The 20,564-nt window shown below is 71.8% G+C and carries 18 protein-coding genes; 13 read left to right on the forward strand and 5 right to left on the reverse strand.

Features of this window, described 5'->3' with window-relative positions:
* Positions 1-2: 2 nt before the first annotated feature.
* The 8 genes from HD597_RS39005 to HD597_RS39040 all read left to right on the forward strand — a co-directional run bounded on the left by HD597_RS39005 (position 3) and on the right by HD597_RS39040 (position 8,627).
* On the forward strand, positions 3-680 hold the full coding sequence (locus tag HD597_RS39005) for a GntR family transcriptional regulator (protein ID WP_253749134.1): 678 nt from the start codon (positions 3-5) through the stop codon (positions 678-680).
* 90 nt (positions 681-770) lie between these two features.
* Positions 771-2,387: an ABC transporter substrate-binding protein gene (locus HD597_RS39010; protein WP_253749136.1), complete on the forward strand. Its 1,617-nt coding sequence runs from the start codon at positions 771-773 to the stop codon at positions 2,385-2,387.
* The gene (locus HD597_RS39015) at positions 2,387-3,346 is read left to right on the forward strand and encodes an ABC transporter permease (protein WP_253749138.1); all 960 of its coding nucleotides are present in this window, start codon (positions 2,387-2,389) and stop codon (positions 3,344-3,346) included. The genes HD597_RS39010 and HD597_RS39015 overlap by 1 nt, the downstream gene beginning before the upstream one ends.
* Positions 3,339-4,166: an ABC transporter permease gene (locus HD597_RS39020; protein ID WP_185109166.1), complete on the forward strand. Its 828-nt coding sequence runs from the start codon at positions 3,339-3,341 to the stop codon at positions 4,164-4,166. Before HD597_RS39015 ends, HD597_RS39020 begins: the two co-directional genes overlap by 8 nt.
* Positions 4,163-5,128, forward strand: a complete 966-nt coding sequence (locus HD597_RS39025; RefSeq protein WP_253749140.1) for an ABC transporter ATP-binding protein — start codon at positions 4,163-4,165, stop codon at positions 5,126-5,128. The genes HD597_RS39020 and HD597_RS39025 overlap by 4 nt, the downstream gene beginning before the upstream one ends.
* The gene (locus HD597_RS39030) at positions 5,125-6,087 is read left to right on the forward strand and encodes an ABC transporter ATP-binding protein (protein ID WP_253749142.1); all 963 of its coding nucleotides are present in this window, start codon (positions 5,125-5,127) and stop codon (positions 6,085-6,087) included. Before HD597_RS39025 ends, HD597_RS39030 begins: the two co-directional genes overlap by 4 nt.
* 48 nt (positions 6,088-6,135) lie before the next feature.
* The gene (locus tag HD597_RS39035; RefSeq protein WP_253759654.1) at positions 6,136-7,890 is read left to right on the forward strand and encodes a gamma-glutamyltransferase family protein; all 1,755 of its coding nucleotides are present in this window, start codon (positions 6,136-6,138) and stop codon (positions 7,888-7,890) included.
* On the forward strand, positions 7,887-8,627 hold the full coding sequence (locus tag HD597_RS39040) for a sulfite exporter TauE/SafE family protein (RefSeq protein WP_253749144.1): 741 nt from the start codon (positions 7,887-7,889) through the stop codon (positions 8,625-8,627). Before HD597_RS39035 ends, HD597_RS39040 begins: the two co-directional genes overlap by 4 nt.
* On the opposite strand, the gene HD597_RS39045 is transcribed toward HD597_RS39040, so the two are convergent.
* The 3 genes from HD597_RS39045 to HD597_RS39055 form a co-directional block, all read right to left on the reverse strand.
* Positions 8,624-9,709 (reverse strand): carboxylate-amine ligase, encoded by a 1,086-nt coding sequence (locus HD597_RS39045; RefSeq protein ID WP_253749146.1) that lies wholly within the window; start codon positions 9,707-9,709, stop codon positions 8,624-8,626. The genes HD597_RS39040 and HD597_RS39045 overlap by 4 nt on opposite strands.
* Positions 9,710-9,784: 75 nt before the next feature.
* Complete coding sequence (locus HD597_RS39050; protein WP_253749148.1) at positions 9,785-10,435, reverse strand: M15 family metallopeptidase; 651 nt, start codon at positions 10,433-10,435, stop codon at positions 9,785-9,787.
* Positions 10,436-10,447: 12 nt separating this feature from the next.
* Positions 10,448-11,596, reverse strand: coding sequence for an ROK family transcriptional regulator (locus HD597_RS39055; RefSeq protein ID WP_253749150.1), 1,149 nt, complete (start codon positions 11,594-11,596; stop codon positions 10,448-10,450).
* A 136-nt stretch (positions 11,597-11,732) separates the two neighbouring features.
* Here HD597_RS39055 and HD597_RS39060 point away from each other — a divergent pair, with 136 nt between their 5' ends.
* From HD597_RS39060 to HD597_RS39075, 4 genes are all read left to right on the forward strand, one after another.
* A complete protein-coding gene (locus HD597_RS39060) occupies positions 11,733-13,052 on the forward strand; it encodes an extracellular solute-binding protein (protein WP_253749152.1) in 1,320 nt (439 codons plus the stop codon).
* A gap of 2 nt (positions 13,053-13,054) precedes the next feature.
* Complete coding sequence (locus tag HD597_RS39065) at positions 13,055-14,065, forward strand: carbohydrate ABC transporter permease (RefSeq protein ID WP_253749154.1); 1,011 nt, start codon at positions 13,055-13,057, stop codon at positions 14,063-14,065.
* The gene (locus HD597_RS39070) at positions 14,062-14,913 is read left to right on the forward strand and encodes a carbohydrate ABC transporter permease (RefSeq protein WP_253749156.1); all 852 of its coding nucleotides are present in this window, start codon (positions 14,062-14,064) and stop codon (positions 14,911-14,913) included. Before HD597_RS39065 ends, HD597_RS39070 begins: the two co-directional genes overlap by 4 nt.
* Before the next feature lie 70 nt (positions 14,914-14,983).
* The gene (locus HD597_RS39075; RefSeq protein WP_253749158.1) at positions 14,984-16,459 is read left to right on the forward strand and encodes a glycoside hydrolase family 3 protein; all 1,476 of its coding nucleotides are present in this window, start codon (positions 14,984-14,986) and stop codon (positions 16,457-16,459) included.
* 146 nt (positions 16,460-16,605) lie between these two features.
* On the opposite strand, the gene HD597_RS39080 is transcribed toward HD597_RS39075, so the two are convergent.
* A complete protein-coding gene (locus tag HD597_RS39080) occupies positions 16,606-17,787 on the reverse strand; it encodes an ROK family transcriptional regulator (protein WP_253749160.1) in 1,182 nt (393 codons plus the stop codon).
* A 171-nt stretch (positions 17,788-17,958) separates the two neighbouring features.
* On the opposite strand from HD597_RS39080, the gene HD597_RS39085 reads away from it, so the two are divergent.
* Positions 17,959-18,408, forward strand: a complete 450-nt coding sequence (locus HD597_RS39085; RefSeq protein WP_253749163.1) for an RrF2 family transcriptional regulator — start codon at positions 17,959-17,961, stop codon at positions 18,406-18,408.
* 62 nt (positions 18,409-18,470) lie between these two features.
* On the opposite strand, the gene HD597_RS39090 is transcribed toward HD597_RS39085, so the two are convergent.
* Positions 18,471-20,558 carry an ATP-binding protein gene (locus HD597_RS39090; protein ID WP_253749165.1) on the reverse strand — a complete coding sequence of 696 codons (2,088 nt, stop codon included), beginning with the start codon at positions 20,556-20,558 and terminating at the stop codon, positions 18,471-18,473.
* Positions 20,559-20,564: the final 6 nt, after the last annotated feature.

The raw sequence follows: 20,564 nt of genomic DNA on the forward strand, positions 1-20,564 counted from the left end.
CTATGACTGATATGACGCTGGGCGGGGCCCATCAGACCTTGCGTGACGAGGTCACCAAGGAGCTGCGCCGCCGCATTCTCTCCGGTGAGCTCGCCCAGGGTGAACGCCTGGTCGAGGACCGGCTGGCCGCCACGCTCGGCGTCTCGCGCAACCCCGTACGTGAGTCCATCCGGGTCCTGGCCGCCGAGGGTTTCATCCAGGTCGTCCCCCGCCTGGGCGCCACGGTGGCCAGGCTGTCGGCGGAGGAGGGCGAGGAGCTCTTCGACGTGCGCATGGCCATCGAGGGCCTGGCGGCGCGGCTGGCCGCGCGCAAGCGCTCCCCCGCCTCGGCCGACCGGCTGCGCCGGCTGCTGGACCAGGCGAGGGAGGCGGTCGAGGCGGGGCGGCTGGAGGAGGTGGCCGATCTCAACACGGCCTTCCACCTGGCCGTGGGCGAGGCGACGGGGAACTCGTACCTGGCGCTGATGATGAAGCCCATGCTGCAGCGGGCGCAGTGGATCTTCAGCCAGACGGCCGCCGCGCGCGGGCCGCATTCCTGGACCGAGCACCTGAGCCTGTGCGAGGCGATCGCGGCGGGCGACGAGGACGAAGCGCAGGCCAGAGCGGTCGCGCACGTCGCCGCGGCCCGCCGGTCGTTCCTGCAGGCCGTGGGCCGCAGGGCAAAACACCCAAACGATTAGGAAACACTCAGATAACAACATAGGGTGATGAAACACCGCTGAAATGTGGCATCTTGTATACAGTCTCCTAAACGTTTCAACGGAGGCCTCATGCGACCGTCCCCCAAGGTCGTCGCGGCGCTCATCACCCTCCCCCTCGCCCTGGCGGCCTGTGGCGGAGGCGGGACGAGCAACACGCCCGCGGCACCGAGTTCCATAGCCAGCGCCTCGGCCGACCACCGGTCGGTCAAGAGCGGCGGCACGCTCAACATCGCGCTCAACGCCGATCCCGACGCCCTGGACCCGAGCATCTCGACCACGCTCGTGGGCCGCGAGGTGTTCGCGAACATGTGCGAGAAGCTCTACGACATCGACGCCTCCTCCACCCTGATCCCCCAGCTCGCCGCGGCCATGCCCGAGCTGTCGGACGGCGGCAGGGAAGTGACGATCAAGCTGCGGGAAGGCGTCAAGTTCAACGACGGCACCGCGCTCGACGCCGAGGCGGTCAAGAAGTCGCTGGACCGCCACCGCACCTGGGAGAAGTCCGCACGGCAGGCCGACCTGGCCGCCGTGTCCAAGGTGGAGGTGGTCGACCCCTCGACGGTGAAGCTCACGCTGACGCAGCCGTTCACGCCGCTGACCGCGCAGCTCGCCGACCGCGCGGGCATGATCATGTCGCCGAAGGCGCTGGACTCCGAGGGTGACAACTTCGGTGCCGGCCCTGTCTGCGCCGGCCCGTTCAAGTTCGCCAGCCGCACCTCCGGCAGCCAGATCGTGCTGGAGAAGTCGGCCGACTACTACGACGCCGCCAAGGTCAAGCTCGACAAGCTCGTATACAAAATCATCGTCGACCCCAACGTGCGGGCCGCGAACCTCAAGTCCGGCGACGTTCAGGTGGCCGACCAGCTCGCCACGAACACCGTCGCGGGCGTGCAGTCCGACCCGAACCTGACCGTCGTGTCCGGCGGCGGCCTCGGGTACTACGGCTTCCAGATCAACATCGGCAACGCCACCGGCTCCACCGAGAAGCCGGGCGCGATCGACACGCCGCTGGGCAAGAGCCCCGAGCTGCGCGAGGCGTTCGAGCTGGCGCTGGACCGCGACGCCATCAACAAGGCCGTCTACAACGGGCTGCACGAGGTCGACTGCTACCCCGTCCCGAACGACAGCCCGTACCGGCCGAAGGACCTGACCTGCCCCAAGCGTGACCTGGCCAAGGCCAAGCAGCTCGTGCAGGCCTCCGGCGTCCCGACGCCGATCCCGGTCACCCTCGCCACCCCGAACGACGCCGTCAACCAGCGCCTGGCGCAGGTCATCCAGTCGATGACCAAGGAGGCCGGCTTCAACGTGAGCGTGCAGACGGCCGAGTTCGTCAGCGTGCTGGAGCAGGGCAAGGCCGGCAAGTTCGACGTCCTGCTGAGCGGCTGGTCCGGCCGCGTCGACCCGGACGGCAACCTCACGAACCTGGTCACCACCCAGGGCAGCAACAACTACGCGGGCATGTCCGACCCCGGCATCGACGACCCGATCAAGCAGGCCGCCGCGGAGACGGACGTCGCCAAGCGGGCCGAGCTCTACGGCAGCGCCATGAAGAAGGCCGCCGAGCTGCGTGGCGTGGTGTACCTGTACCACAACCTGTACTACCTCGGCATGCACAAGACCGTCGCCGGCGTCCAGTACTTCAAGGACGGCCTGCCCCGCTACGTCACCGCCGGGTTCGCCGCCTGATGCTCTGGTTCATCCTCCGGCGCTGCGGATCGGCCGTGCTCGTGCTGTTCCTGTCCAGCGTCCTGATCTTCCTGGGCATCCGGGCGCTGCCCGGTGACCCGGCCTCGGTCATGGCCGGCCAGGAGGCCTCGCCGGCCGCGATCGAGGCCATCCGCAAGGAGTTCGGCCTGGACAAGCCGCTGCCCGCGCAGTACCTGGACTACGTCGGCCAGACCCTCACCGGCAACTTCGGCCGCTCGACCCAGGACCAGCTCCCCGTGGCTGACATCCTGGCCGAGCGGCTGCCGGTGACGCTGGAGCTGTCGCTGCTGGCCATGCTGGTCGCGATCGTCGTCGGCGTGGGGGCGGGCATCGTGGCCGCCGTCCGCCGCGGCAGGTTCGCCGACTACGTGGCCACCGGGTTCGGCCTGGCCGGGCTGTCGGTGCCGCACTTCTGGCTGGGCCTGCTCGGCATCCTGCTGTTCGCGGTCACCTGGCGGGTGCTGCCGGCCTCCGGTTACGTGCCCTTCACCGAGGACCCGGCCGCGAACCTGCAGCGCATGATCCTGCCGGCCCTGGTGCTCGGCACCGGCTTCGCGGCGATCCTGATGCGGCAGACCCGCTCGGCCATGCTGGGCGCGCTGTCGGCCGACTACGTCAGGACCGCCAGGTCCAAGGGCCTGTCCGAGGTCAAGGTGGTGGGCGCGCACGCGCTGCGCAACAGCCTGACGACCGTGGTGACCGTGCTCGGCCTGCAGCTCGGCGCGCTGATCAGCGGCGCCGTGGTGACCGAGCAGATCTTCGTCATCCCCGGCTTCGGCAAGCTCACCGTGGACGCGGTGCTGACCAGGAACTATCCCGTCATCCAGGCGGTCGTGCTGGTCACGGTCATCGGGTACGTGCTGGTGAACCTGCTGGTCGACATCGCCTACGCCTTCCTCAACCCCCGGATCAGGCTGTCGGGAGGCTCCCGTGACTAGGCACTGGCGACGTTTCAGGCGCCGGCCGATGCCGATGGCGGGCCTGGTGCTGGTGGTCGCGTTCGTCCTGCTGGCCCTGATCGGCCCGCTGGTGACCGGCGACCCCGCGGCGCAGGACTACCTGGCCACGCTGGCGCCCCCGTCGGGCGCGCACCCGATGGGCACCGACGACCTCGGCCGCGACGCCTTCGCCCGGATCGCGCACGGCGCCCAGGTCTCGCTGCAGGCGGGCGTGCTGTCCACGCTGCTGGCGATGGTGGTCGGCATCCCGATCGGGCTGGTCGCCGGCTTCTACCGGCGCTGGCTGGACCCGATCGTGATGCGGCTGGTCGACGTGACGCTGGCCTTCCCGTTCCTGGTGTTCGCGGTCGGCCTGGCGGCGATCATCGGGCCCTCGCTGAAGGGCGTCGTGCTGGCGCTGGGCTTCTCCCAGCTGCCCGCGATCATCCGGATCACCCGCGGCGAGGTGCTGGCGGTCAGGGAGATGGACTACGTGGCCGCGGCCATCGCCGACGGCGCGGGCGACGGGCACATCATCTTCCGCTACGTGCTGCCGAACTGCGCCAGCCCGCTCATCGTGCAGGCCACGGTGGCGATCCCGGCGGCGATCATCGGCGAGTCCACGCTGTCGTTCCTGGGTCTGGGCGTGCAGCCGCCGACGCCGTCGTGGGGCGTGATGCTGACGACCGCGCAGCAGTACCTGAGCGACGCGCCGTGGCTGGCCATCTGGCCCGGCCTGATGATCGCCCTGGCCACGCTCGGCTTCAACCTGCTCGGCGACGGGCTGCGCGACGTACTGGACCCGAGGAGCCACCGATGAGCCTGCTGGAGATCACCGACCTCAAGGTCGGCTTCGACACCGAGGACGGCCTCGTCCAGGCGGTCAGGGACATCTCGCTCACCCTGGACGAGGGCGAGATCCTCGCGCTGTGCGGGGAGTCGGGCTGCGGCAAGTCGGTCACCGCGATGTCCATCCCCCGGCTGCTGCCGCCCGCCACGACGCGGCTGTCCGGCTCGATCAAGCTGGACGGCCGCGAGCTGACCACGCTGCCCGAGCCGGAGATGCGGCAGGTGCGCGGCAAGACCGTCTCGGTCGTCTTCCAGGAGCCGATGACCTCGCTGAACCCGTCGTTCACCGTCGGCTACCAGATCACCGAGGTGCTGCGCAGGCACGAGAAGCTCTCGCGGCAGACCGCGACCAAGCGGGCCGTGGAGCTGCTGGAGCTGGTCGGCATCCCCGCGCCGGTGCGCCGGATGAAGGAGTACCCGCACCAGCTCTCCGGCGGCATGCGGCAGCGCGTCATGATCGCCATCGCGGTGGCCTGCTCGCCGCGGGTGCTGATCGCCGACGAGCCCACCACGGCGCTCGACGTGACGATCCAGGCGGGCGTGCTGGACGTCTTCCGCGACCTGCGCGACCGGCTCGGCACCGCGATCATCCTCATCACGCACGACCTGGGCGTGGTGGCCGACATCGCCGACAGGGCCATGGTCATGTACGCGGGCCGTGCCGTCGAGCAGGCCCCGGTGGCCGAGCTGTTCGCGAACCCGCGGCACCCGTACACGCTGGGCCTGATGAAGGCCCTGCCCTCCGCCGCCGTGAACGGCCGCCTGGCGGAGATCCCCGGCATGGTGCCCTCGCCGCTGTCGGACCCCGACGAGTGCGCGTTCCGTGACCGCTGCCCGCGCGCCCAGGAGGACTGCGCGCTGTCGCGGCCCCCGCTCACCCGTCAGGCCGACGAGCACCTGGCGGCCTGCTTCCACCCCGGAGGTCAGTCGTGATCCTGCGGATCGACAACCTGGTCAAGCACTACGGCCCCGTGCGGGCCGTGGACGGCCTGTCGCTGGAGATCGGCGAGGGCGAGGTGCTCGGCCTGGTCGGTGAGTCGGGCAGCGGCAAGTCCACGGTCGGCAAGTGCGTGCTGCGCCTGACCGAGCCGACCGCGGGCTCGATCGAGCTGGGCGGCAAGGACATCACCCACCTGTCGCGCCGGGCCATGCGCCCGCTGCGCAGGGACGTGCACATGGTCTTCCAGGACCCGTTCTCCTCGCTCAACCCGCGCTTCACGATCGAGCGGATCGTGGCCGAGCCGCTGCTGCGGCACAAGATCACCGACCGGCGCGAGGTCGCGAACCGGGTGGCCGCCATGCTGGAGAAGGTCGGGCTGCGCCAGGAGATGCGCAGGCGCTTCCCGCACGAGCTGTCCGGCGGGCAGCGGCAGCGGGTGGGGCTGGCCAGGGCGCTGATCCTGGAGCCCAAGCTGGTCGTGGCGGACGAGCCCGTGTCGGCGCTGGACGTGTCCGTGCAGGCGTCGGTGCTCAACCTGATCACCGACCTGCAGCGGGACATGGGGTTCTCGTGCCTGTTCATCACGCATGACCTGTCGGTGGTGGAGTTCCTGGCCGACCGGATCGCGGTCATGTACCTCGGCAGGATCGTGGAGTCGGGGCCGACGGCCGAGATCTTCGCCGGGCCGCGGCACCCGTACACGCAGGCCCTGCTGTCGGCCGCGCCGGTGGCGGACCCGGCCAGGCAGCGGGAGCGGCGCAGGATCGTGCTCGGCGGCGACGTGCCGAGCCCGATGGACCCGCCGCCCGGCTGCCGGTTCCACACGCGCTGCCCGCTCGCCTACGACGAGTGCCGCACCTCAGAACCGCTCTTGAACGACCCGCGTGGCAACGGTCACCCCGCCGCCTGCCACCTGGTAACAGCGGACCGCGTCCCCGACGCGGCCAAGTAAGGAGAAATCTTGTTCACCACCAGGCCCGAGCTGTCGGGCGATTTCGGCATGGTCGCCAGCACGCACTGGCTGGCCTCGGCCACCGGCATGGGCGTCCTGGAGCGCGGCGGCAACGCGTTCGACGCCGCGGTGGCGGCCGGATTCGTGCTGCAGGTCGCCGAGCCGCACCTGAACGGCCCCGGCGGCGAGGTGCCGATCCTGTTGTGGAGCGAGGCCGAGCAGAAGGTGTCGGTCGTGTGCGGGCAGGGCGTGGCCCCCGCCGCGGCCACCATCGAGCGCTTCGCCGGCCTCGGCCTGGACGTCGTGCCCGGCACCGGGCTGCTGGCGGCCACCGTGCCCGGGGCGTTCGGCGGCTGGATGCTGATGCTGGAGCGCTGGGGCACCTGGTCGCTGGCCGACGTGCTGGCGCCCGCGATCCACTACGCCGAGCACGGCGTGCCGGTGCTGGAGCGGATCTCGGCCACGATCGGCTCGGTCGAGGAGCTGTTCAGGCAGGACTGGCCGACGTCGGCGGCCACCTGGCTGCCTGATGGGAACGTTCCCGAGCCGGGCTCGAAGCTGGCCAACCCCGTGCTGGCCGCCACCTACCGCCGGCTGGTGGCCGAGGCCGAGGCCGCGTCGAGCAGCCGCGAGGGCCAGCTCGCCGCCGCCAGGAAGGCCTGGTACGAGGGCTTCGTCGCCGAGGCGATCGCCGAGTTCAGCGCGACGACGGCCTGGCGCGACAGCTCGGGCGAGGTGCACGGCGGCCTGCTCACGGGCGACGACCTGGCGGGCTGGTCGGCCTCGGTGGAGGAGCCGCTGACCTTCGACTACCGCGGCTACACCGTGGCCAAGACCGGGCCGTGGGGTCAGGGCCCGGCGTTCCTGCAGCAGCTCGCCCTGCTCGACGGGTTCGACCTGGACGGGATGGGCTTCCTCGGCGCCGACTACCTGCACGCGGTGACGGAGGCCGCCAAGCTGGCCTTCGCCGACCGCGAGGCCTGGTACGGCGACACCGACGTGCCCATGGCCGACCTGCTGAGCCCGGCCTACAACGCCGAACGGCGGCGGCTGATCGGCGACCGGGCCAGCCTGGAGCTGCGGCCGGGCGCTCCCGGCGGGCGGGCGCCGCGGCTGCCCGTCTTCCCCGACCCCGGCACGGCCAGCGACGCGCCGGGCCTGTCCGGCGCCCGCAAGCCGCAGGGCGTGGGCGAGCCCACGGTGTCGCGTGACGGCATGGTCAAGGGCGACACCTGCCACGTGGACGTCGTGGACCGCTTCGGCAACATGGTCTCGGCCACCCCCAGCGGCGGCTGGCTGCAGAGCTCGCCCACCATCCCGAGCCTGGGCTTCTGCCTGGGCACGCGGGCCCAGATGTTCTGGCTGCAGGAGGGCGTGGCCACCGCGCTGCGGCCCGGCGCCCGCCCGCGCACGACGCTGTCGCCGTCGTTCGCGCTCAGGGACGGCAAGCCGTGGCTGGCGTTCGGCACCCCGGGCGGCGACCAGCAGGACCAGTGGAGCCTGAACTTCTTCCTCGCGGTCGTCCACGGCAGGCTGAACCTTCAGGAGGCCGTCGACGCCCCCATGTTCCACTCCGAGCACTTCCCCAGCTCGTTCTTCCCGCGCGGCTCCCGCCCCGGCGTCATGCACGTCGAGGACCGGGTGGACGCGGGCGTCATCGAGGAGCTGCGCCGGCGTGGGCACGAGGTCGAGGTGCAGGGCCCGTGGTCGCTCGGCCGGCTGAGCGCGGTCGCCCGTGACGGCGCCTTCCTCAAGGCCGCCGCCAACCCGCGTGGCGCCCAGGGCTACGCTGCCGGCCGATGACCGACCTGCTCTTCCTGGTCGGTGCCGGCCTGCTGGCCGGTGTGGTGAACGCCCTGGCGGGCGGGGGGACGCTCATCTCGTTCCCCGCCCTCCTGGCGCTGGGTTACCCGGGCCTGACCGCCACCGTCACGAACGCGGTGGCGCTGTGGCCCGGCTATCTGGGGGGTGTGCTCGGCTACCGGGCCGAGCTGCGGGGGCAAAGGCGCAGGGCCACCCTGCTGTCGGTCACAGCGGTGCTGGGGGCCTGTCTGGGCAGCTCGCTGCTGCTGCTCACGCCGGGCAAGCTGTTCGAGTCGATGGTGCCGTGGCTGGTGGCCTTCGCCAGCCTCGCCCTGCTGGCGCAGCCGTGGCTGCGCAAGCTCATCGGGGGCGAGGCGGACGGGCCGACCAGCCGCATGGTGTACGCCGGGGTGTTCCTCGGCGGCTGTTACGGCGCCTACTTCAACGGCGGCATGGGGGTGGTGCTGCTGACCGTGCTCGGCCTGTTCCTGCACGACAACCTGCACCGGATCAACGCCGTGCGGGCCGTGCTCTCGCTGGTCGTCAGCTCCGTGTCGGTGGTGGCGTTCTCCCTGTTCGGGCCCGTGGAGTGGCGGGCCGCGGCGGTGATCGCGCCGGCCAGCCTGGCGGGCGGGCTGCTCGGCACCCGGCTGGCCAGGCTGATGCCCGCCAAGGTGCTGCGGGGCGTGGTGGTCGCGTTCGGCCTGGGGGTCGCGGTCGCGCTGGCCCTGCACTAGGAGACGGTGGCCTCGATGAGGTCGTCCACCACCTCTTCGAGATGGTTCCCCTTCGCGTACGCCCGCCGCTGCCGCATGGCCCCCGACCCCTTGCGCAGCAGCCGGTCGAGGCCCTCCTGGATGAACGTCAGGTCGCCGGCCTCGGCCAGCGCCGGGCGTACGTGCTCCAGGAGGCGCCCGGCCAGCACCGCGGCGGGCACGAGCGTGCCGTGCCGTACGTCGAGGCTGTCGCCCTGCAGCCCGTCGCGGGCCGCCCGCCAGTAGGCGGCGCGCAGCACCTCGGCGGGCACGGGCTGCCCGCGGTCGCCGCGCGCGACGGCGGCCAGCGCGGTGACCACCAGCCCGCGGATGAGCCCGATCAGGGTGAGGCTGTCGGCCACGTCGAGCGGCACGTCGGCCACCCTGATCTCCACGGTGGGCAGGCGGGGCGACGGCCGGGTGTCCCAGTAGACGGTCTTGGCGTCGAGCAGCACGCCCGACTCCGCCAGCGCCCGCAGGGCCAGCTCGTACGCCCCGTACGACGGGAAGTACGGCGGCGCGCCGGAGACCGGCCACCGCCCCCAGCTGATCACCCGCCAGGAGGCGTACCCGGTGTCGCGGCCCACGAAGAACGGCGAGTTGGCGGCCAGCGCGATCAGCGTCGGCAGCCAGGGCCGCAAGTGGTTGCCCACGTAGACGGCGTGCTCGGCGTCGGGCACGTCCACGTGCACGTGCAGGGCGCAGATGCTGATCTCGTCCTGCAGCGCCCGGTAGAGCGTGCGGCCCTGGTGGTAGCGGTCGTCGTCGGTGAGCGGCGGCGGCATGACGTTGCCGAGCACGGGGATGCCGCTGGCGACGACGGCCAGGCCGCACGATCGGGCCGCGCCCGCCACCTCCTTGCGCGCCGCGCGCAGTTGCGAGCCGAGCTCGCTCAGGTCGGCGGAGGGCGGCGTGCGGGCCTCCACCTGGAATCGGGTGATTTCATGCACCACGTCGAGCATGTCCGTCGCGGCGGCCAGAACCTCGGCCGCCCGGGGAGCCACGTGGCGGGTCCGGGGATCGACGATGAGGTACTCCTCCTCGATCCCGATGAGTGGAACCATGCCCACACCTCGCTGGGGAGTCCAACCCTCCGTAGGGAGTTGTGCCCCTACCTCACCCCCCGGAAAACCAGGTTGTCAGAGCGTGAACTCCACGGGGCCGTACAGCGCCTGCGCGGCGCGGGTGCACATCGCCCAGTAACGGTCGCCGTACGACCAGTGCCACCACTCGGTGGGGTAGTTGACCAGGCCGGCGGGCTCCAGGGCGGCGGCGAGCAGCTTGCGGTGGGCGCGGGCGTCGTCGGAGACGTTCGGGGCGGCGGTGTAGCAGGCGCCGGAGCTCTGCTCCGGGTTGTCGTTGACCTCGGTGCCCATGTCGTACTCGGTGCCGTCGGGGGCGCACAGGGTCAGGTCCACGGCGGCGCCGGCGGTGTGCGGGGCCACCTCGACCGGGGAGACGTAACGGCTGGCCGCGACGTACGACTCCTCAGGGGTCAGCCCGGTCAGCGTGGCGCGGTACTCGTCGAAGATCCGGCGCTGGGTGGCGACGGGGCGGTACCCCTCGACGATCAGCAGGTGGTACCCGTCGGGCAACAGGCTCTCCGCGTGCTCCAGGCGCTCCAGCACGCCGGAGCGCAGGTGCGCGTAGGCGCCCTGCCCGTCGGCCAGGCGCGGGTCCACGCGCAGCCGCCCGCGCACGTCCGCGAGCGGTTCGCCGCTCTCTTGCACCGGGATCGAGGTCACGCGGGGGTCCGAGATCAGCACGACGTCGTTCGGGGACTGCCACATGGGCAAGAATTCTCACACAGTGTCGGAGAAGACCTGCTCCCGGGCCTGTTCCAGGGCGGCCACCAGGGCTCCGCGCAGCACCGGGTTGCCCGCGACCCTGGTCGTGACGACGGTCGGGCGGCTCGGGCACACCCGGGCCACGGCCTCCTGCACCTTGGCCGCCAGCCGCTCGCCGCCCGCCCGGCCGATGTCGCCGCTCAGCACGATGAGGCCGGGGTCGAGCACGACGGTGACGGCCGCCGCGCCCAGGGCCAGCCGGGCCGCCACGGCGTCCAGGTAGCCCTCGTCGCCGCCGCGTACCAGGTCGGGCACCGTGTGGCCGCTCACGCCGCGCTCCTCGGCGAGCCCGCGCAGCGCGTCGTGGCCCACCAGGCGCTGGAACGAGCCCGTCTGCGGCCGGGTGACGTCGGAGGGCAGCGGCTCGCCCGGCACGGGCAGCCAGCCGATCTCGCCCGCGCCGCCGGTGATGCCCCGGTGCAGCCGGCCTCCCAGCATGACGCCGAGGCCCTGGCCGACGCCGGCCCAGATGACCACGAAGTCGTCGTGGCCGACGGCGGCGCCGTGCCGGTGCTCGGCCAGGGCGACCAGGTTGACGTCGTTCTCGATGGTCACCGAGGCGCCGAGCGTCTCGCGCAGGCTGGCCAGCACGCCGACGTGCCAGGCGGGCAGGTCGACCGAGATGCGCACGTCGCCGGTGGCCGGGTCGACCACGCCTCTCGTGCCGATGACGAACGCGCGCAGTTGCGACAGGCTGACACTGGCGGCGTCGCACGCCCGCTGCACGGCGGCGTGCACCGCCTTGACCGGATCGCGCGCGTCGGAGGGATTGACCGTGATCTCGACCACGACTCTGCCTGTGATGTCCGCCACACCGACAGTGAGACTTTCGGGCAGGACCTCCAGCCCGGCGACGTACGCGCTCGACGGGACCACGGCGTACAGGGCGGCGTGCGGCCCCCTGCCTCCCGCCCGCTCGCCCGCGACCTCCACGAGCCCCCGCTCCTCCAGGCGCGCGAGAAGCTGACCTGCGGTTACCTTGGAGAGCCCGGTCCGCTCACCGAGCTCGGCGCGGGTGAGAGGACCGTCTCCGAGGAGCAGTTCGAGTGCCGCGCGGTCGTTCAACCGGCGCAGCAACCGGGGAGTTCCCGGGTCTCGGCTCATCGGCGCACCCTTCTCGTCACGATCGGCTAACGAGCGTTTCTTTTAAGAAAGTTTCTTGTTAGTTTACCAGCATCGTTCGGATTTGACGATCAGCCTGGTGCGGACCGTAGGCCAGCACCCGGGAAGGGAGAACCCTGTGAGGATCGCGAAGATCACAGCCGCTACGGTCACCACGGCCGCGCTGGCCCTGGGCCTGGCCGCCTGTGGCTCCGGTGGCTCCGCTGAGCAACCCCCCACGTCCTCACCCAGCGCCGCCGCCTCCGGCCCCAAGTTCGCCGGCAAGACGCTGAGCGTCTGGCGGCTCGGGAACAGCAACCCGGCCGCGGCCACGTACATGGAGGAGCTCAACGCCGAGTTCACCAAGCAGACCGGCGCGCAGGTCAAGCTGGAGTGGATCCCGTGGCCCCAGGTGGCCGACAAGTTCGCCGCCGCCGCGACCGGCACCGGCCCCGACGTGACCGAGATCGGCAACGACCAGGTCCCGATGTGGCAGAGCCAGGACGCGCTGACGCCGATCACCGACATCGCCCGCGAGGGCGACCGGTCGCAGATCCCCCAGAACCTCTACGGCTACGAGACCGTGGACAACGAGATCTACGCCGTGCCGTGGGGAGCGGGGGCCCGCGCGGTGCTCTACCGCAAGGACTGGTTCGAGGACCTCAAGATCGAGGTCCCGCAGAGCTGGGACGACCTCGTCGCCGCGGCCAAGAAGATCCAGGCCGAGAAGAAGGGCGTGGACGGCTTCGCCTTCAACGGCGGCTCGGACGCCAACCACCTGCTGGCGGCCTTCGCCTGGTCCGAGGGCGGCGAGTACGCCGTCAAGGAGGGCGACAAGTGGGTCGGCAAGCTCACGGAGCCCGGCTTCCAGAAGGGCTTCGAGACCTACACCGGCCTGGTCACCGGCGGCCTGTCCAACAAGGCGAACCTGACGCACGACACCACCCACATCCGCACCCGCTTCGCCAACGACAAGGTGGCGATGTACCTCACCGCGGCCTGGGACCTGTCGGGCATCGAGGAGGAGTCCAAGGGCAAGCTGAAGGGCGACAAGATCGGCTTCTTCCCGCTGCCCGCCAAGACCGGCGGCGTGGCGCCCTCCTTCTTCGGCGGCAACGACATCGCGCTGTGGGGCACCACCCAGCAGGCGGACCTGGGCAAGGAGTACATCAAGCTGGCCACGAGCAAGACCTGGGCCGACCGGTACGCCAAGGAGGGCGGCCTGCTCCCCGTCTACCCCGACACCCTGCAGGCCATGAACGAGGACCCGGCGCAGGGCCCGTTCGCGCAGGCGTTCGCCAAGGCCAAGGCCTTCCCGGCCGACCCCAACTGGTCCGAGGCCGACGCCACCAAGGCGGTGCTGCAGAACGCCGCTCGCGCCGTCATCGAGGGCAAGAAGGACACCGCCACCGCCCTCGCTGACGCCAACAAGGAACTCGAAGAGATCCTGAACCAGTAACGATGTCCAACACGACAACGGTCGCCCGGGGCAGGGGGTCCTCCCCCTCCCCGGGGCACCGGCGCAAGAACGCCGGGCGGGTGCGCGCCAGCGGGATGCCGGCGTGGAGCATCCCGTACCTCCTGCTCGTTCCCGGCCTGCTGGTCATCGCCGGCCTGCTGCTCTACCCGATGGTCCAGCTCGGCATCATGTCGTTCCAGAAGGTCGGGCTGGCGCAGGTCAGGGGCACCAGGCCCGCCGAGTGGGTCGGGCTGGAGAACTTCGAGAAGGTCCTGTCCAACGACATCTTCTGGTCGGCCCTGCGCAACAGCCTGGCCTTCGCCTTCTTCGGCGTCAGCCTCACGCTGATCCTCGGCACCGCGGTCGGCGTGCTGCTGCACCGGCTGGGCAGGAAGATGTCGCTGTTCGTGGTCATCGGCTGCATGTTCGCCTGGGCCGTGCCGCCCGTGGCGCAGGGCGTCATCTGGCGCTCCCTGTTCGACGCCGAGGCCGGGATCGTCAACTGGGCGCTGGACCTGCTGCCCGACTGGCTGGCCGCCCCGCCGGCGGGCCAGGCGAGCTGGGCCGGCACCCCCTGGCTCAACGACACCCTGCCCCTCTACATCGCGCTGGTCATCTGCGTGGTGTGGGCCGGGTTCCCGTTCATCGCGGTCTCCGTGCTGGCCGGGCTCAAGGGCATCCCCGCCGAGCTGTACGAGGCGGCCAAGGTGGACGGGTCTGGCGCCTGGCACACGTTCAGGAAGATCACCCTGCCCATGCTCAGGCCGGTCTTCGCCGTTCTCACGATGCTGTCGATCATCTGGGACTTCAAGGTGTTCAGCCAGCTCTACGTGCTCATGAACGGGCCCACGAACCGTGACGGCTTCAACCTGTCCATGTACGCCGTCGCCGAGGCGTTCCGGCCCCCGCAGAAGCTGGGCACCGGCGCGGCGATCTCCATCGTCCTGACGATCATCCTGCTGATCATCACCGTCTTCTACGTCAGGCAGATCGTGAAGCAGGAGGAGATGTGACCCCGATCGCCCGCAAGAGGCTCGGCAAGGTCCTGCTGAACGCCGCCGGCCTGCTGGTCTTCCTGTTCGCGACCTTCCCCGTCTACTGGATGGTCTCCACGGGCTTCAAGGAGAACGACCAGATCTTCACGACGGAGTTCATCCCGTTCCCGACGCACTTCACCTTCGAGCACTTCGAGCGGGTGCTCACCGAGGGCGTCGCGAACAACTCCATCTGGCTCTACATGCGCAACAGCGCGATCGTGGCGCTCGGCACCGTGCTCATCGGCTCGGCCTTCGCCCTGCTGTCGGCCACCGCCATCGCCCGCTTCAGGTTCAGGGGCCGCGGCGCCTTCCTCATCACGCTGCTCATCGTGCAGATGCTGCCGTCGGAGGGGCTGCTCATCCCCCTGTACATGATGGTCAAGCGGGTCGGGCTCGGCGACCAGCTCCTCGGGCTGATCGTCACCCAGGTCGCGCTGACGCTGCCGTTCGGCGTCTGGATGTTGCGGACGTTCGTCGCGGCGGTGCCCAAGTCGCTGGAGGAGGCGGCCTGGATCGACGGGGCCAGCCGGATGACGACGTTCTGGAAGGTGCTGTTCCCGCTGGTCGCGCCGGGGCTGGTGGCCACGAGCATCTTCTCGTTCATCACCGCCTGGAACGATCTGGTCTTCGCCCTCTACCTGATGTCGGGGTCCGAGGGGTACACGATGCCGGTCGCCCTGCAGTTCTTCTTCGGCCAGGAGGGCGTCGACTGGGGCGCGATCATGGCCGGGTCCACCCTGATGACGATTCCGGTCGTCGTCTTCTTCCTTCTCGTGCAGCGCCGCATGGTCCAGGGGCTGACGGCGGGCGCCGTGAAGGGCTGACCAATCCCGAAATATCCGTACGGTGCCGCCGGCACCGTACCCGACCCTGCCTTGATACGGATGAGGAGCCATGAGTCAGAGTGATCGGGGGCTGCGCCGACTCGCGGCCGGCACGCTGCTCGTCGCCTTCCAGGGCACCACGGCGCCCGACTGGGTGCTGCGCGAGCTGGAGCACGGCCTCGGCGGCGTGACGCTCTTCGGCTTCAACGTGGCCGACCCCGGCCAGGTGCTCGGCCTGACCACCGCGCTGAGGGGAGCCGGTGAGCCCGTCATCTCGCTCGACGAGGAGGGCGGGGACGTGACGCGGCTGGCCTACCACGTCGGCAGCCCGTACCCGGGGAACGCGGCGCTGGGGGCCGTGGACGACGTGGAGCTCACCCGCCGGGTCTACCGGGCCATCGGGTCCGAGCTGGCCGCCTGCGGCATCAACCTGGACATGGCGCCGAGCGCCGACGTCAACACCGAGGCCGACAACCCGGTGATCGGCACCAGGTCGTTCGGCACCGAACCGGAGCTGGTGGCCAGGCACACGGTCGCCGCCGTCCAGGGCCTGCAGTCGGTGAACGTGGCCGCCTGCGTCAAGCACTTCCCCGGCCACGGCGCCACCCGCGTCGACTCGCACCTGGCCGTCCCGGTCGTGGACGTCGGCCTGGACGTGCTGCGGGAGCGGGAGCTGGCGCCGTTCCGCGCCGCCATCGGCGCGGGGGCGAAGTCGGTGATGACCGCGCACGTGGCGGTGCCGGCGGTGACGGGTCAGACGCCCGCCACGCTGTCCGGCGCCGCGCTGACCGGGCTCCTCAGGGGCGAGCTCGGCTACGACGGCGTGGTCGTCACCGACGCGCTCGACATGCACGCGATCACCAAGAGCGTGGGCCTGGCCGGCGGCGCCGTGCTCACCCTCGCGGCCGGCTCGGACCTGCTGTGCCTGGGGCCGCTGCCGACGTACGACGACGTGCAGGCCATCATCGCCGAGATCGTCTCCGCCGTGCGCGAGGGCAGGCTGCCCGAGTCCAGGCTGGAGGAGGCGGCGGCGCGGGTGGCGGCGCTGCGCGCCTGGGCCGCCGGGGCCGCCGGGGGCACCACGGCCGCCGAGGCCGTGGAGGCCGGCCAGAACGGCGCCGAGCAGAAGGTGGTCGGCCTGCACGCCGCCCGCCGCGCCGTCCGGCTCACCGGCTCCGCCACCCCGCTCGTCGAACCCCTGGTGATCGAGGTGGACACCCCGCCGACCATCGCCGTGGGCGACGTGCCGTGGGGCGTGGGGCCCTGGCTGCCCGACGCCGAGATCCTGCGCGTCAAGCCCGCCGCCGCCGACGTCCCCGGCATCCTGGCCAAGGCCGACGGGCGCTCACTGGTGGTGGTCGTCAAGGACGCGCACCGCCACCACGAGAGCCAGGACCTGGTCTCGGCGCTGGTGTCGGCGCGTCCCGACACGACGGTGATAGAGATGGGCCTGCCGGTGTGGCAGCCGGACAGCGCCGCCTACATCGCCACGTACGGCGCCGCCCGCGCCAACGCCCAGGCCGCCGTCGAGCTCCTCACCGCCTAGCAGACCCGCCTGGACCCGGGCGCGTGCCAGGGGCCCGACAGCCCCGCACGCGCCCGGCCCAGCGGCACTCAGAAGGCCGGCTCCCCACACGCCCGGCCCAGCGCCGCGCAGGAGGCCGGCTCCCCGCGCGCCCGGCCCAGGGCCGCTCAGGAGGTCAGGAGTTCCTCACGCGCCTGGTCGAGGGCCGCCAGCACGGCGCCGCGCAGCACCGGGTTGCCGTCGGTCACCGTGGTGGTGACGACCTGCGGCCGCACCGGGCAGATGCGCGCCACGGCCTCCTCCACCCGGGACGCCAGCGCGCCGCCACCGGCGTGCCCCACCTCCCCGGCCAGCACCACCAGCCCGGGATCGAGGATCACGCACACCGCCGCCACCCCCAGGGCCAGCCGCTGAGCGATCTCGTCCAGCAGCGGCTCCCCCTCGGCGCCCGCCGCCACCGCCACCTTGACGCACTCGGTCGCGCTCTCGGCCGCGAAGCCGTAGCCCTGCGCCAGCTCGGTCACCGCCTCGGCGCTGACCAGCGACTGCAACCCACCGGCCAGCGACGGCAGCCGCCCCGGCAGCGTACGGATGTCCTCGGGCAGCGGCACCCCGGGCACCGGCAGGTAGCCGATCTCCCCCGCGCTGCCCGAGCGCCCCCGGTGCAGCTTGCCGCCGAGCGTGACGGCCATCCCCAGGCCACGGCTGGCCCACAGCAGCACGAAGTCGTCGAGCCCCTGCGCGGCCCCGTCGACGCGCTCGGCGATGGCGGCGAGGTTGACGTCGTTCTCGATCGTCACCTGGCGCCGCAGGTCTCCCGCCAGCGCCTCGTGGATGCCCTCGTGCCAGCCGGGCAGGTCGAAGGAGAAGCGGATGTCGCCGCTGCGCGGATCGACCACGCCGGGGGTGCCGATGACGACGCCGCGCAGCTTGGAGATGCCCACCTTGGCGCTGCGGCACGCCTTGACGATCGCCCCGTGCACCAGCGAGACGGGGTCGTCGTGGCCGTCGGGGGCGACGGTGACCTCGGCGATCGTGTTGCCGTGGATGTCGGCGACGGCCGTGGAGATCAGCTCGGGCCCGACCTCGAGGCCGGCGACGTACGCGCTGGAGGGGATCACCGAGTAGAGCGCCGCGTTGGGCCCCCGCCCGCCGCCCTGCGTGCCGACCACCTCGACCAGCCCGCGCTCCTCGAGCCTGGCCAGCGTCTGCGAGGCCGTGACCTTGGACAGACCGGTCAGGTTGCCGATCTGCCCCCGCGTCATCGGACCGGTCGCCAGCAACAGCTCCAGTGCGGCCCGGTCGTTGATCTCCCTGAGCAATCTGGGCACACCAGGGCGTCGCTCCACGCTGAATCCCACCGTCAAATCGAAAAGGTTGTTGGAAGTTTAGCGCTCCCATTCTCGCCTGGTGTGAACGGCGATTTCCGCACCTGGGACGCGCCCGGCGGAAGCGGATCTCCCGCCCGTTCTGGCAAGGTTGCGCCTAACCAGTGTTGACCAGGAGGGATAATCGAGAACATGCGCCTATCCGCTCGTGTCGACTACGCCCTCCGCGCCGCCGCCGAACTGGCCGCCGCCGGTGCGGGCCCGACCACCGTGGGCGAGCTCGCCAAGGAGCAGGACATGCCGCCCAAGTACCTGGAGAACATCCTGCTGCAGATGCGCCGCGCCGGGCTGGTGCGCGGGCAGCGCGGGCCGGAGGGCGGCTACGTGCTGGCCAGGCCCGCCTCCGACATCTCGCTCGCCGACGTGATCCGCGCCGTGGACGGCCCGCTGGCCAACGTACGCGGCGAGCGGCCCGAGCACGTCGGTTACCGGGGGCCGGCGGAGTCTCTGCAGCAGGTGTGGATCGCGTTGCGGGCCACCGAGCGGTCGATCCTGGAGGAGGTCACGCTCGAACAGGTCGCCTCCGGGGCCCTGCCCGAGCGCATCCGCCAGCTCGCCTCCGACCCCGCCGCCTGGGACTGAGCCCGGCCTGGCCTTCATCCCCGGACCGCCCGCAGCGTGACCGCGAGCGGTGTCGCGGGTGGTCAGCGGGCCGGCGACGTGCCCAGTGCGTACGCGACGCCCGCGTCCAGATCGGTGTCCCGTCCGGCGCTGAAGGCGCTGTCGTAGGCCCGGTCACCGAGCACCCCGCGCACCTCGCTCTCGCAGGCCCGCCTGGCGGCCACGAGCTCCGGCGTGCCGATCTGGTGCTTGCCGACGGTGTCCCAGATCTGGTCGGCCAGCCCCAGCATGCGCGCGGCCCGCTCCCCCTCCCCCGCCGCCACCGCGGCGGGCGCGAGCACGTCGATCGCCATCGCCATCCCCAGGCTGTCGTGCAGCCGCCACTTGACCTCCAGCGCCGCCATCGCGTAGGCCCGCGCCCGCTCCGGCCGCCCGCACGCCAGCTCGGCCTGGGCCCGCAGGACGTCGCCGTACGCGCGCTGCCAGCGCTCTCCGTGCTGGTCGCAGAGCGCGCGCAGCCGCTCCAGCGCGGCGATGCCGTCCTCGAAGCTGCCGGCCATCGTCCTGCTCATGCCGTAGCTGGTGTAGGCCAGCAGCACGGGGAAGCAGAACAGCGAGCGTTCCTCCTGCTCGATCACCTTCCTGGCCATCTCGCCCGCCCGCGCGTTGTCGCCCATGATGATGCCCGCGCAACTGCTCGCGCACCAGGCCATCAGCCTCGCCTCCACGTCCCCCTGCGCCTCGGCCTCGGCCGCGCACTCGCCGGCCAGCTTCTCCGCGAGCGCCCCCTCGCCCTGGCACACCAGGACCAGCGCGCACGCCCACTGCGCCTTGCGGCGCGCGGGGCCGGGCGCGCGGTCCTGGGCCAGCGCCCGCTCCAGGAAGTGCCGTCCCTCCTGGAGGAAGCCGCAGGGGTACCAGAAGAACCACAGCGCCCCGGCCAGCTCCAGCGCGGTGTGCCCCTCCGGCCGCACCAGGGCGAAGCGCAGCGCCGCCCGCAGGTTGGGCAGCTCGACGGTCATCCGGTCGTACCAGGCGTACTGGTCGGGGCCGATCCAGCAGGCGTCGCCCTCCCTGGCCAGCTCCAGGTAGTAGTCGCGGTGCCGGCGCCTGACGCGCTCGTCCTGGCCGAGGTCCTTCAGCCAGATGGCGCCGAACTCGCGGATCGTGTCGAGCATCCGGTAGCGGTCGCCCGCCCCGGTCGGCTCCCAGATCAGGATCGACTTGTCGGCGAGCGATTCGAGCAGTTGCGGGATCTGCCAGCTCGGCAGCCGGTCGTCGGCGCAGACCTGCTTCACGGCCACCGGGTCGATGCCGCCGGCGAACACCGAGGCCCGCGCCCACAGCAGCCGCTCGGCGGGGGTGCAGAGCTGGTGACTCCATCCGATCGCGGTGCGCAGCGCCTGGTGCCAGGGCGGGTCGGCGTCGTACACCTTGTGGTCGGTCGTGCCGAGCACGGTGAAGCGGTCCTCAAGCCGCTCGGCCAGCCGTTCGGGGGACAGCTCGCGCAGCCGGGCGGCGGCCAGCTCGATGGCCAGCGGCAGCCCTTCCAGCCGCCGGCACACCCGCAGCAGGGCGTCCCGGTTGCGCTCGTCGATCGCGAAGCCGGGCACCGTGGCCGCGGCGCGGTCGAGGAGCAGCTCCACCGCGTCGCCCTCCCGCCAGTCGTCGCCCTCGGGCACCGGCAGCGGCTCCACCGCGCGGACCCGCTCCTCCGGGCAGCCCAGCGGCCTGCGGCTGGTGGCCAGGACGCGCAGCCGGGGCGCGGCGGCGAGGAGCGTCCTGACGGTCGCCGCGCAGGCCTCGTGCAGGTGCTCGCAGGTGTCGAGCACGAGCAGGAGCTCCCGCTCGGCGAGGTAGTCGGCCAGCACCTCGGTCACCGGCCGCGAGCTCTGGTCGCTCAGCGGCAGCGCCTCCGCGATCGCGTACGGCAGCGCGCTGCCCTCCACCAGCGGCGACAGCGCCACCAGCCACACCCCGTCGGCGAACCGCTCCCGCAGCCCGGCGGCGGCCCGCAGGGCGATCCTGGTCTTCCCGACCCCGGCCACCCCCGTGACCGTCACCAGCCGGGACCGGCCCAGCAGCGCCCGTACTCCGTCCACCTCCTCGCGGCGACCGATCAGTCTCGTGCTCTCGCTGGGGAGGTTTCCCTGCCACTGGCTGACTTGCATGATCGT

This window comes from Nonomuraea thailandensis (assembly GCF_024172165.1).
Classification (GTDB): Bacteria; Actinomycetota; Actinomycetes; order Streptosporangiales; family Streptosporangiaceae; genus Nonomuraea; species Nonomuraea thailandensis.